The 12333-nt window shown below is 65.8% G+C and carries 14 protein-coding genes; 12 read left to right on the top strand and 2 right to left on the bottom strand.

Translation table 11 applies throughout. From position 1 onward, the window contains the following. The first annotated feature begins 1 nt into the window (after position 1). From B0G82_RS18265 to B0G82_RS18240, 6 genes are read left to right on the top strand one after another with little or no spacing between them, the layout of a single operon-like run. Positions 2–1024, top strand: a complete 1023-nt coding sequence (locus B0G82_RS18265) for a type II secretion system F family protein (RefSeq protein ID WP_121308334.1) — start codon at positions 2–4, stop codon at positions 1022–1024. A 9-nt stretch (positions 1025–1033) separates the two neighbouring features. Continuing rightward, positions 1034–1903 (top strand): pilus assembly protein, encoded by an 870-nt coding sequence (locus tag B0G82_RS18260; RefSeq protein ID WP_121308332.1) that lies wholly within the window; start codon positions 1034–1036, stop codon positions 1901–1903. Between the two features lie 55 nt (positions 1904–1958). Next, positions 1959–2360: a DUF3613 domain-containing protein gene (locus tag B0G82_RS18255; RefSeq protein WP_116116700.1), complete on the top strand. Its 402-nt coding sequence runs from the start codon at positions 1959–1961 to the stop codon at positions 2358–2360. 1 nt (position 2361) lies between these two features. Further along, positions 2362–4155 (top strand): TadG family pilus assembly protein, encoded by a 1794-nt coding sequence (locus B0G82_RS18250; protein WP_121308330.1) that lies wholly within the window; start codon positions 2362–2364, stop codon positions 4153–4155. Between the two features lie 10 nt (positions 4156–4165). Continuing rightward, positions 4166–5557, top strand: a complete 1392-nt coding sequence (locus tag B0G82_RS18245; RefSeq protein ID WP_116142156.1) for a sigma-54 dependent transcriptional regulator — start codon at positions 4166–4168, stop codon at positions 5555–5557. Positions 5558–5605: 48 nt separating this feature from the next. Beyond that, a complete protein-coding gene (locus tag B0G82_RS18240; RefSeq protein ID WP_121308329.1) occupies positions 5606–6334 on the top strand; it encodes a DUF2968 domain-containing protein in 729 nt (242 codons plus the stop codon). Between the two features lie 367 nt (positions 6335–6701). Here the strand turns inward: B0G82_RS18240 and B0G82_RS18235 are convergent, their stop codons facing one another. Beyond that, on the bottom strand, positions 6702–6890 hold the full coding sequence (locus B0G82_RS18235) for a hypothetical protein (protein WP_121308327.1): 189 nt from the start codon (positions 6888–6890) through the stop codon (positions 6702–6704). Between the two features lie 331 nt (positions 6891–7221). On the opposite strand from B0G82_RS18235, the gene B0G82_RS18230 reads away from it, so the two are divergent. Beyond that, entirely contained in the window at positions 7222–7452 is a 231-nt protein-coding gene (locus B0G82_RS18230; RefSeq protein WP_106284596.1) for a hypothetical protein, read from the top strand. A gap of 20 nt (positions 7453–7472) precedes the next feature. Here B0G82_RS18230 and hfq read toward each other — a convergent pair whose 3' ends face one another. Continuing rightward, positions 7473–7976: an RNA chaperone Hfq gene (gene hfq / locus B0G82_RS18225; RefSeq protein WP_106284597.1), complete on the bottom strand. Its 504-nt coding sequence runs from the start codon at positions 7974–7976 to the stop codon at positions 7473–7475. Between the two features lie 421 nt (positions 7977–8397). Between hfq and B0G82_RS40100 the strand changes: the two genes are divergently transcribed. From B0G82_RS40100 to B0G82_RS18205, 5 genes are all read left to right on the top strand, one after another. Next, a complete protein-coding gene (locus tag B0G82_RS40100; protein WP_166679092.1) occupies positions 8398–8535 on the top strand; it encodes a hypothetical protein in 138 nt (45 codons plus the stop codon). Between the two features lie 14 nt (positions 8536–8549). After that, positions 8550–9080, top strand: a complete 531-nt coding sequence (locus B0G82_RS18220; protein ID WP_106284599.1) for a sigma-70 family RNA polymerase sigma factor — start codon at positions 8550–8552, stop codon at positions 9078–9080. After that, a complete protein-coding gene (locus tag B0G82_RS18215) occupies positions 9080–9931 on the top strand; it encodes an anti-sigma factor (RefSeq protein WP_121308325.1) in 852 nt (283 codons plus the stop codon). The genes B0G82_RS18220 and B0G82_RS18215 overlap by 1 nt, the downstream gene beginning before the upstream one ends. A gap of 273 nt (positions 9932–10204) precedes the next feature. Further along, complete coding sequence (locus tag B0G82_RS18210) at positions 10205–10675, top strand: hypothetical protein (protein WP_121308756.1); 471 nt, start codon at positions 10205–10207, stop codon at positions 10673–10675. A 65-nt stretch (positions 10676–10740) separates the two neighbouring features. Beyond that, complete coding sequence (locus tag B0G82_RS18205; protein ID WP_121308323.1) at positions 10741–12318, top strand: FAD-binding oxidoreductase; 1578 nt, start codon at positions 10741–10743, stop codon at positions 12316–12318. The last annotated feature ends 15 nt before the right edge of the window (positions 12319–12333 follow it).

Raw genomic sequence — 12333 nt, 5'->3', positions numbered from 1 at the left:
GATGCAGACCCAACAACTCGCCGCGCTTGCACTGGCTCTGGCCGCGCTCGCTTTGCTGCTGATCGCCGGCCTGGTGCTGGCGCGAGTGGCGGCAGCACGGCGCAGCGAATGCACGTTGCGCAACGCACTCGACGAGCGCGCGTTGCAAAGCGCGGCGCTCGCGGCCGCCGCGGCGCGTGGGGCAGAGGGCGTGCAGGGTGGCGCGAAGGGTGGCGCAAACGCTGCCGTGCGCAGCGCGCCGCCGGCGGGTTCCAAGGGCCTGCTCGAACGCTTCGTGCATACCGGGATTCGCTGGCTCGACACGCCTTTCGGCCGCCAGGTCGTCGCTGAAGAAGACCGCCGGCTGCTGGAGCAATGCGGCTTCGTGGATACGCGCACGCGCGGCCTGTTTCTGCTAGCGCGGCTGCTCGGCGCTCTGGTGCTGCCGGTGCTCGCCGGCACGCTGGCGAGCGCCCATCTGGACGGGTCCCGTTATGTGGCGCTGGTGATCATCGCCGTGATGGCGGGCTTCATGTTGCCGAAGTTCGTGTTGCAGCGGCGTGCCGGCAAGCGCCGTCGCGCGGTGGTCGACGAATTGCCTTTGCTGGTCGACTTGCTGCGTCTTCTGCAAGGCGTGGGTCTGTCGCTAGATCAGAGCTTGCAGGTGGTGGTCAACGATTTTCGCGGCATGCTGCCGGTGCTCGCCGGCGAACTCGAAATCGCGCAGCGTCAGTTCGCTGCCGGCCGCACGCGTGAGCAGTCGCTGAACCGGCTCGCGTCGAGTTACGACAACGAAGATCTGCGCGCCGTGGTGCGTTTGCTGGTGCAGGTCGACCGGCACGGCGGCGCCGTGCAGGAACCGCTCAAGCAGTTCGGCGACCGCCTGCGCGAGGCGCGCCGCGCGATGCTGCGCGAACGCATCGGCCGGCTCGCCGTGAAGATGACGGGCGTGATGATCGTCACGCTGCTGCCCGCGCTGATGATCGTCACGGCTGGTCCCGGCGTGCTGGCTGTCCAGCATTCGCTGGGCAAGGTGAAGCACTAAGGATTTGCCATGACTCACAGTCTCTCATTCGATTCCGTCAAACCGGGCACGCGCTGCGTGGCGGCGCTGGCCGCGTTGTCACTGCTCGGCGCGTGCGCGTCCAAAGACGTCATGGGCTATGGCGTCGGGCCGCAGGCCGAACGCGCCGTGATGGCGCAGCAGGCCAGCAAGGATCCCGCGCCGGACACGCCGGGCATGTACCTCGGCCTGATCGATCAGATGCAATCGCAAGGGCTGTACTTCGCGTCGCTCGCGCATATCGACGCGTACGACAAGCAGTACGGCGCAAGCCCCGACTCGATTCTGCTGCGCGCCGACGCGCTGCGCATGACCGATCAGCCGGCCGCCGCCGCGAATGCATACGGACAACTTCTGAAGACGCCGCTCGCCACGCGCGGCTACCGCGGCCTCGGCCTGATCGCGGGCGCGGCCGGCGACTTCGGGCGCGCCGCGCAGGAATTGCAGCAGGCCGCCCAGCTCGCGCCGACCGATGCCACGACGCTCTCGGACCTCGGCTATGCCCGATTGCGCGACGGCGATGTGGACGGCGCGCGCGTCCCGCTTATGAAGGCGGCGGAACTCGACCAGACCAATCCGAAGATCGTCAGCAACGTCGCGCTTTATCTGCTTGCCAATGGCAACCAGGCGCAGGCGCTGGCGGTCATGAACCAGCAGAAGCTCGCACCAGACGTGCGCGCCGCGATCCGCAGCGATGCGGCGAAGGTGGCCGCGGCGGCGCGCGCACAAACACGCGGCGCGCTGCCGCAACAAGACGCGGGCGCGCTCGGCGCGGGCGCGCTCGGCGCGGGCGCGCGCACGGTCGCGAGCGCGCAGGGCATCGAGCCCGCGCCGCGTCTGTTGCAGCGCTTCGCGCAATGAGCGCGCGGCGACCTCGTGGTGATGCATCAGGGAATCAGGGAATCAGGGAGCAGCAATGAGAAACACAACAACGAAGCGGGGCTGGAGCGCGTCGATGCCGTGCCGGTGGTTGGCAACAGCTGCGGCGGCCGGTGCGCTGCTGGGCGCGTCCGTCTCGGCCATGGCGCAGACGAGCGAAATGACCCCGGCCGATCAGAGCGCGCCGCCGGCAGTGCAAGCAAGCGAAGTGGGTCACGCGACCCGCGCATGGCGCGATCTGCAAAGCAGCAACAAGGAAGCCGCGCCGGCGCTCCCGATGCTCGGCGCCGAAGCCGGGCTGGCCTACCGCCGCTACATGGAATCGTTCAAGAGCAAGATTCCCGATCTGTACGGCTCCGCGCTGAACGCGGGCAGCGGCGGCAATGGTGCGATGGCTGTCAACAGCGGTCTCGGCGGAAGCAGCGGCGGATCGAACTGACATGCGCCAATTGCCTTGCGCCATGACCCGTGCCGCGCGCCACGCGCATCCTCTGTGGATGCGGCGCGCGGGCGCGCGCCGTCAGCATGGCTCGGTCGCGGTGGTCGCGGTGATCTGGCTGAGCGTGGCGATCGCGGCGCTCGGCGCGCTCGACGTCGGCAACGTGTTTTTCGCGCGCCGGCAGTTGCAGCGCACGGCCGATCTGGCGGCGCTGGCGGCGGTCCAGATGATCGGCTCCACGGGCGGCTGCGCGACGGCCACCACGGCCGCGCAGCAGAACGCGGCGGCCAACGGTTTCACGGCCGGCACCACCACGACGATCAACACGACCTGCGGCCGCTGGGATACCAGCAAGAGCACCTATTTCGGCACTAGCGGCGATCCGCTGAATGCCGTGCAGGTGACGACGACCCAGGTCGTGCCGTATTTCTTCCTCGGACCAAGCCGTAATGTCTCGGCGACGGCCACCGCGTTCGCTTCCAACATCGACGCGTTCTCGCTGGGCACCGGCATTGCGTCGATCAATACGCAGCAGTCGGCGCTGTTGGATGCGATTCTCGGCGGCTTGCTGAATGCGAACGTGTCGCTGAGCGTGGGCGATGTGCAGAGCCTCGCGAGCGCGCACATCAAACTCGACGATCTGCGTGTGGCGCTGGGTGCGGCGACGATGAAGCAGTTGCTCGGCACCTCGGTGAGCGTTCATGACCTGATGGTCGCGATGGCCACCGCCTTGACTGCGGGCGGCAACACAGTCAGCGCCGGCATTTTGAATACGCTGGCGCTCGCCGTTCCCGGCGGCCAGAACATCGCGTTGGGCAACGGCGTTTCGTCCGCGCCGGGGCTGCTTGCTCTTGGACTGGCCAATCCGGAGTCCGCGGCGAGCGCTAGCATCAATGCCCTTGATGCATTGCTGGTGGCCGCGCAGATCGCGCAGAGCCCGCATGTCAATCCGGACGGCACCACCACGCAGCCTCCGGCGATCAACGTCGCGGCAGCGTTACCCGGTGTGGCGGCCCTGTCGCTACAGGTCGTCAATCCGCCGGTGCTCGCAGTGGGAGAGGGCGGCACGGACGCCAGTGGCCAGCCGCGCACCGGCGCACGAGCAGCGTCGATCCTGCTCAATGTGACACTGCCGCCATTGCTGCCGCAGCCGCTGAACCTCGGCATTGCGACGATCTCGGCGCTCAGTACGCCCATCGTATTGACTCTCGCGATCGCACCGGCCACTGCGACGTTGAGCGCGGTCGACTGTGAAAGCTCCAAAGCAGCGACCCGCGCCACGATGCAGGTTACGCCGGGTATCGCTTTGCTTTGTCTCGGAGCGGACTCGAACTGCAGCCTGGCCGCGAATCCGGCTCCCATGAAGGTGGCATCTATTTCCCTGGCGCTTCTGGGACAGGTCGCGGAAGTGCAATTAGCCGGCATCAAGGGGCAAGCTATGCCCGGACAGGCGTCACTGGTTTTTGACGGTTCGTCGGGTAGCTTCGACGTCACCCAAAGCACGAACTCGAATGCCGTCGGCAGCGACCTGTCCACGTTGACGACTGGACTGCTGGCGAACCTGGGCGCGCCCGGAGCGCTGTCCATCAAGCTACTGGGTTCCACCGACCTGGGCGCGCTTCTGCAGCCGATTCTTAGCGCAGTCGGCACCGCTCTGTCGGGGTTGCTGCAGCCGGTGTTCGACCTGCTGAATGTCCTGATCATCCCCACACTGTCACTGCTCGGCGTTCAGGTCGGCACCGCCACGGTCCACAACATGTCGCTGACGTGCGGCGTTTCGCAACTGGTCAACTAGCCAATCCAAGATGAGAACCACCACCAAAATCGAGGAACTCGATATCTACGTCTGGGAGGGCAAGGCCGACATCGTCGACCGGGTCGCGCGCTGCATGGCGAGCTTCGATGTCGAAGTGATCCGTGCGGACGACGTCGCGATCTCGCCCGAGCGGACCGCGCTGCGGCCGTCGCTTGCGATCATCAGCGTGTCGGTGATCGACAGCGGCGCGCTGATCCTGCGCGACTGGCAGGCCGCGCACGGCATTCCGGTGGTCTGGGTCGGCGCCGCGCCGCGCGAGCACGATCCGGCCGCCTATCCGTCCGAGTACTCGCATATTCTACCGCTCGACTTCACCTGCGCCGAACTGCGCGGCATGGTCATGAAGCTCGTGCTGCAAATGCGCGCGCACAGCGCCAAGACGCACGAGTCCGATGCGATGATCGCGAACTCGGAGTGCATGCAGGCGTTGTTGCACGAAGTCGACACCTTCGCCGATTGCGACACAAGTGTGCTGGTGCACGGCGAAACCGGCGTCGGCAAGGAGCGCATCGCGCAACTGCTGCACGAAAAACATAGCCGCTACGGACAAGGTCCGTTCGTCGCGGTGAACTGCGGCGCGATTCCCGACGGCCTGTTCGAATCGCTGTTCTTCGGTCACTCGAAAGGCTCGTTCACCGGCGCGGTGGTTGCGCACAAAGGCTACTTCGAGCAGGCGGACGGCGGTACGCTGTTCCTCGACGAAATCGGCGATCTGCCGCTCTATCAGCAGGTCAAGCTGTTGCGCGTGCTGGAAGACAGCGCGGTCACGCGCATCGGTTCGGCGACGCCGGTCAAGCTCGATTTCCGGCTGGTGGCGGCGACCAACAAACTGCTGCCGCAACTGGTGAAGGACGGCACGTTTCGCGCCGACCTTTACTACCGGCTCGCCGTGATCGAATTGAAGATTCCGTCGCTGGAGGAGCGGGGCGCCGTCGACAAGATTGCGATCTTCAAGGCGTTCATCGCGCAGATCGTCGGCGCGGAGCGTCTCGCCGCGTTGCCCGATCTGCCGTACTGGCTCGCCGACGCTGTCGCCGACACGTATTTCCCGGGCAATGTGCGTGAGCTGCGCAATCTGGCCGAACGCATCGGCGTGACCGTGCGGCAAATCGGCGCGTGGGATGCGGCGCGCCTGCAACGGCTTCTCGCGCTCGCGCGCACCACTCAGCCGGTGCCGGCGGAGAGCGTCGCCGAGGTGCTGGTGGACCGCAGCAAATGGGACATGGCCGAGCGGAATCGCGTGCTCGCCGCGCTCGACGCAAACGGTTGGCGCCGCCAGGATACGGCGCTCTATCTCGGCATTAGCCGCAAGGTGTTATGGGAGAAAATGCGCAAGTATCAAATTTTCGACGAGGAGCCCGAAACGCGGGAAAGTGAGTAATAATGGGATGGTTGTACTAAAACAAAAAACTGTTCGAGCATAAATTACATGGACCGAAAGTCGAAACTGCGACAGATTGCGCTTGCCGCATTGATCGCGATGGGCACGGCGCAAGGCGTCAATGCGCAAGCTCTGCAGAACAGCGGCGCGGGCACCGGCGCCATCGGCGGTGTCGTTTCCCAGCCAGGCACGACAGCCGCGTTGCCGGCTACCTCGCCGGCGGGACAGGCGCAGACTTCCGCACTCACGTCGGACGAAGCGAAGCAGTCCGCAGCAGGCAACGTGGCGGAATTGCAGCAGATGATCCACGGGTCGGATCTAAGCGAATTGCGCACCACGTATAACGGCAGTTACGGCGCGAGCTTGCTGTTTTACGGCAAGGAAATGACGTACTACGTGGCGCTGTTCCAGCAGAAAAATTTCTGGCGTGTCATCAAGACGCAGGACGCGACACGTGCGGACATGATCTACAAGGATTTCGTGCGTCAAACGGTGCAACTGTCGGACGTCGAGATTCGCCGCACGCAACTCGAAGCGCAAAAAGCGTTCACGGAACGGATGATCGCGTTGCAGCAGGACAATGCGAACCGCTTGCAGGCGGACCTCGATGTCGCGCGTCAGCAGCAGAGCATCGTGGCGACCCAGCAGCAGCAAACTCGCGCCGAAGCGACGTCGCTGGCTCAGCAGAAGGCTTCCGCGCAGGATCAGCTGCGCGCCGCGCAGCGCCAGGTGCGCGATCTGCAACGCCAGTTGGAAAGCGGGTTGCCCTCACGCTGAGCGTGACGGTCTAAAGGGCATCCGGTGGGCAGGGCGGCGCGGTGTCGACCGTTTCGCTCGGCTTCACCGCAACGATGGCTCGTTGTTCAACGACCTTCGTGCAATGCGCGTAGTTCGCGAGGCCCACGCGAACGCCGTTGCCGGTTCACGCACTCGCCGGATTTTCCAATTCCTGCAGTAGTAATAGCCACCCACGTTTACTTCACGCGCGGCGCGCGAGTGGCTCGCCGGGCTTCTTCCCAATTATTTTGCACGCGCACTAGCGGCAGCGCTTAATGCACCGCCTGCGCGATGGCGATAGCGGCGGCCACGCTTTGGCTGCTGCTTCGTTTTCCCTGTGCTCCGCCAGCCGATAACGGGGCCAGCTCTAATGCCGCTTCTTTCCCTCCGAAGCCCCCTCCTTATCCGACGCGTGATGCGGGTCTCCCACGTCGACGGCGATCGGATCGCTGGCGGGGAAGCTTTCCTCGAGCGCCTCGTCAAGACGGTTGTCGTCGGATTCGGCGGGCGCTTGCGTTGCCACGGGAGGGGATTCGTGTTGCTTCTTGCTGGTCATGACGTGCTCCGTGAGAAGAGAGTCAGCAAGTCAGCATAGCGCAAAGCAGGCCTCGGCGAACATCGGCCGAACGGTCCAGGACCGTGCGCCGTAAGTGCCCGGTGCAAACCCGCGAGCCGAACGATGCGCGAACCGGTGCGGGTTTATCAGCCGAAACTTAAAAACCATTGCGCATCAGCTCGTTTTCCGTGTGTCGACACAGTGCGGCGCGCAAAAGAAAAGCAGGCACCGGCTGCGTGGGCCGGTAGACCGCGACGCATGCCGCGAACCGGCGATATCGCGCTCGGGAGGGGCGCAGCCAGAACCCGTGAACAACAAGGCAGCGAATAACATGAACCGGAAAAAAACCGCGTGCGCGTCGCAGCGCCTCAACGCGTCGCACGTCGTGGAAGCTGAGCTGGAACACCTGGATTGGGCAACGAAGCAACCGGCGCAGCGCTGGCTGGACGCCGTGTATTGGCGCCGCCGCGTGCTGGCGGTCAAATGCGGATTTGAACTGACAGACCTGCAGGTGATGCGTCTGGAGAAGATATTGCAGCGGCTCGGCCATTCGCCGGAGTAGCCGAGCGCCGCCGCGGCGGCTTACTCGCTGCCGCCATTACCGCCATGATTGCCGCCACCGTGGTTACCGCCACCGTGGTTGCCACCGTCGCCGCCCGTGCCGAACAGACGCCGGCGGCGCGTAACGACCACGGGGCCGTCCGACGTGCCGCTGCTTCGATCCGACGCAGGCCGGTCCGAAGACGGCGCACCATACGACTCGCGCGGTTCACGCGGTTCGCGCGGCTCACGATGATCGCGCGGTTCACGCGAGCCGTGCGGGCCACGCGTGGTGTGCTCGCCGTGCGCGGGACGCCCCGCCCGCGGAGCCGGACGCGTGCCGGTGTCGAGCTGGATCGTCGAGATCGCGCGCTTGTAGATGCCTTGCAGGCCGACAGGCGTGCGCAGCATCACCAGATACTGATCGAACGACTCGATGCACCCGGTCAGGCGGATGCCGTTGACAAGGTAAATCTCGACGCGCTTTCGTTCTTTGCGCGCAGCGTTCATGAAGTCGTTTTGCGGATGCGATTCTGCGGAAGCCATGGACAATTCAGGTTAGAAAGACGGTTGTTCGCCGCGATTCTACCCTGTGTGGGGGCGGAACGCGTCGGCGGGCGAACTGCGTCCACTATAACGGCTTGTGGGCGCATAAGCATCTGATAACTATTGACTGTAACGTTGAGTTACGAATCTGCGGACGAATGCCGCGTTCTTCCGCCACACGCGGCCCTGCGCGGCGCGGATGGCGGAAAAAGATGGCGAAAAAAGATGGCGCGCGCGGTGTATCGAATGGAATAAAGCGCCGCCCGACCGCGTTATATCAGGCATGGCGACGCTGCATCGTGCGCGTCGCCGATCGGCTTGTGCCGGCCGCACCGGATGTTCGGGCGCTCATCCGCAAGCTTCTCGCATGAGAGCCGAGTCAGGCGCGAAAGCGCCAGCTCTGGCCGACAGGAGACTCACCATGAAAGTATCGCGCATCCTTTCCGCTGTTTTCGTTCTGCTGGCACTGGCGGGGGGAACCCTCGCGACGAGCGCGTGCACGTCCGCGACCGATAGCGGCGCCTCGAGTTCGAGCGGCGGCGGCAGCGGCGGCTACTGAGCGCCGCTCGCCGGGTGAATTTCGAAGCCGAAGTGATTTCGTGGCTCCCGCAGCTGCGCCGCTACGCGCGCGCACTGACGGGCGACCGCGCATGGGCCGACGACCTCGTACAGGATACGGCGGAGCGCGCGCTCGCCCGTTGGGCGGCGTTCCGGCCGGACAGCAATTTGCGCGCATGGCTCCTGACGATCCTGCGGCATCTCTACATCGATCAATTGCGCGGCCGCCGCGAGATTGCCGTCGACGAAGAGAGCGCGCCCTGGCGCAATCTCGAAGCGCCGCAAGGCGAGGTCGACGGCCTTGTGCTGCGCGATCTGCAGCGCGCGTTGTACTGTCTGCCCGTCGAACAGCGCGAAGTGCTGTTGCTGGTCTGCGTGGAGGAGCTGTCTTACCAGGAAGCGTCGCGCGCGCTCGGCGTGCCGATCGGCACGGTAATGTCGCGGCTCTCCCGCGCGCGCGAACACATGCGCGCGTTGCTGACGGAGGGACCGGCGCAGGGGCCGGCGCGTAAAAGTCCACCGTTGAAAGTAGTGAGAAACCCGTGATGAACAGCGACGACTACGATTCCAGCTTGCCCGAAGGGCTCGATCTGCGAGCGCTGTCGGCGTATGTCGACGGTGAATTGCCAGGCGCGGAGCGTGCCGCGATCGAGGCCCAGCTGGCGCAGCATCCGCAGGCCGCCGCGCGCGTGGCTGCGTGGCGCGCGCAGAAAGCCGCGCTGCGTGTGCTGTGCGGCGCGCCGCAGCGCAGCGAGCGCGATGAGCGCAACGAGCGTCATGAACGCGAGGCGGCCGATGAACCGGCCTTCATCGTGTTGCGGCGCAGGACCGCCTGGTGGCAACGCGCGGGCGTCGCGGCCTGCTGGCTCGCGGCCGGCGCCGGGCTCGCGCTCGCCCTCGGGCCGCTCGCGCCGCGTCTGACCGGCGGCGCGTGGGGCGGTCTCGGCGGCAGCCCGCCGAGCTTCGCCGAGCGCGCGGACATCGCTTATGCGGTGTACACGCCGGAGCGGCGGCATCCGGTGGAAGTCGCCGCGAACGAAGAAGAGCATCTGATCAACTGGCTCTCCAAACGGCTGAACCGGCCGCTCTCGGTGCCGTCCTTGCAGGAATACGGCTACTCGCTGGTGGGCGGCCGGCTGTTGCCGGGCGAAGCGGGTCCGGCGGCGCAGTTCATGTACGAGAACACCAGCGGCGCGCGGCTCACGCTCTACGTCACCGGCATCTCTCGCGACGAAACCGCGTTCCGCCTGTTTCGCGACGGCAACCGCCGCACCTTCTACTGGGTCAGCGACGGCATGGGCTACGCGCTCTCCGGGCCGATCGCGGAAGGCAAGCTGCGCACGATCGCCATCGACGTGTGCAGCGCGCTCGGCGGCAAACCGGAGTCGTGGCAGTAGGGCGTGTGCGAGTCCGCTCCGCGCGACTGTCGTGTCGGTCGGCAGGGGCCGTGCAATACCCGGTAACAGAAACGGCGTGCGCTTGCGCCGCGCGCACGGAATAGCGTCGCGCGGCGCCGCGTTTACTTGTTGCTGGATCGTGCCGTTCCCGCGTGCGTACACAGGTACATGGCAAGGTCTTCAGCGAGGCAACGACGGCGTCTTCACAGTGCCGACACGTTTCTTGCGGTCGCAACGCCGGTGCGCGTCGGACAGCATAAAGGCAGCAAAATCATGCTCACATTTCATCAATTCGGCAGCGGGCTGTATTGCGGCGTAGCCTGTGTATGCCTGTGCGCCGCGTGCGCGGCGCCGGTCGAGGCGCAAGCGGATGCGTCCGTGTGCCGGTTCGTGGCGGGGCAGGCGGAAATCGACGGCGTCATGCAGCAGATCACCGGCCGCGCATGCCTGCAACCGGACGGCACATGGCAGATCGTCGAGGACGATGCCGCCGCGCAGGCCTTGGCGGATGGCCCGGTCTACTACTACGATCCATGGTATTGGGGGCCGTCGGTGGTGTTCGGGGTCGGCGTGTCGTTCGTGTTCGTCGACCGCTTTCATCATTTCCATCATATGGATCATGTGCGCTATGTGCATGGCGTGCACGGATCGTTCGGCGCGGGCGGACGCGGCGGTTGGCACGGTGCGGCGCCCATGCACCCATGGGGCGGCATGTCGCACGGCGGCGGAGGAATGCGCCGCTGACTCGTGCCAATGACTCGTGCCGCTGACTCACCGCCGCGGATTCGCGTGGCGGCCAGGGAGACGCTTTGATTCGCAACTTGCCGCCAAAGGTGTCCGCCGCGCAGTTCGACCGCGCGCTCGCCGGTTGGCGTTCGATTGTCGGCGAGCCGCAGGTGGTGACCTCGACGGACGGCCTCGCCGCGTATCTCGATCCGTTCGCGCCCGGCGAGCGCGAAGCGTTTTCGGCAAGTGCCGCCGTCTTGCCCGGCTCCGTCGATGAAATCCGCGTGGTGCTGCGCATTGCCAATCAGTTTCGGATTCCGCTGTGGACCGTTTCGACCGGACGCAACTTCGCGTATGGCGGCGCCGCGCCGCGTCTCGCCGGTTCGGTCGTGCTCGATCTGCACAGGATGAACCGCATCATCGAAGTGAACGAGGCCATGGCGTACGCGCTCGTCGAGCCGGGCGTCAGCTATTTCGATCTGTACGCGCATCTGCGCGACAAGGGCTACAAGCTGTGGGTCGATCCGCCCGCGGCCGGTTGGGGCAGCGTGGTCGGCAATACGCTCGAACGCGGCTTTGGCTATACCGCGTACGGCGATCACGCGGCGTCGCAGTGCGGCATGGAAGTGGTGCTCGCCAACGGCGATGTATTGCGCACGGGCATGGGCGGCATCGAAATCGGCACCGCGTGGCAGTTGTACCAGCCGGGCTACGGGCCGTCGTTCGACGCGATGTTCATGCAGTCGAATTACGGCATCGTCACCAAGCTGGGCGTCTGGCTGATGCCCGCGCCGCCCGCTTATCTGCTCGGCGAAATCCAGTTTCAGCATGAAGCGGATCTCGAAGCGATCGTGGAGATCTTGCGGCCGCTGCGGCTCGATGAAACGATCCGCAATCACGCGGTGATCGAAGGCGGTTTGCGCCGCGCGGCGGGCGTGTCGGCACGCGCGCAGTGGTACGACGGACCGGGCGCGATGCCCGGGAGCGCGGTGGACGCGATGCTCGATAAGCTGAATGTGGGCCGCTGGAATCTGCATTACGCGCTTTACGGTACGCCTGAATCGATCGACGCGCGCCATGCGATCGTGCAGCGCGCGTTTGCGCGCATACCGCAGGCGCGCTTTCTGGCGGCGCGCTACGCGGGCGATGCGCAGCCCACGGCCGGCGGCGATCGCAACCTCGCCGGCATTCCGGCGATGAGCGCGTTTCGCATGCTCGACTGGCGCGGTGGCGCGGGCGCGCATGTGGACTTCGCGCCGGTGTGTCCCGCGACCGGGCGCGACGCGTTGCGTCAATACACGATGGTCAAGGCGCGCGCCGCGGAATACGGCTTCGATTACTACGGCGGTTTTACGGCGGGCGTGCGCCATCTGCATCACATTTTCGCGGCGATCTTCGACCGCGACGACGCGAACCAGGTCGAGCAGGCCGGCGCGCTCTTGCGCTCGCTGATGAGCGACGCGCGCGCGGCGGGCTACGGCGAATACCGCGCGCATCTCGCGTATATGGATTTTGCCGCGGCCCAGTACAGCTTCAACGACGGCGCGTTGCTGCGGTTCTCGGAAACGATCAAGGACGCGCTCGATCCGAACGGCATTCTCGCGCCCGGCAAGCAGGGCATCTGGCCGGCGGCGTGGCGCGATCGGCGCGGCTATACCTGAGGGCGCGGCCGCAAA

The organism is Paraburkholderia sp. BL17N1 (assembly GCF_003634175.1).
Taxonomy (GTDB): domain Bacteria; phylum Pseudomonadota; class Gammaproteobacteria; order Burkholderiales; family Burkholderiaceae; genus Paraburkholderia.
Note: the sequence above shows the minus strand (reverse complement) of the source record. Positions and strands in the feature narration are given on the sequence as shown.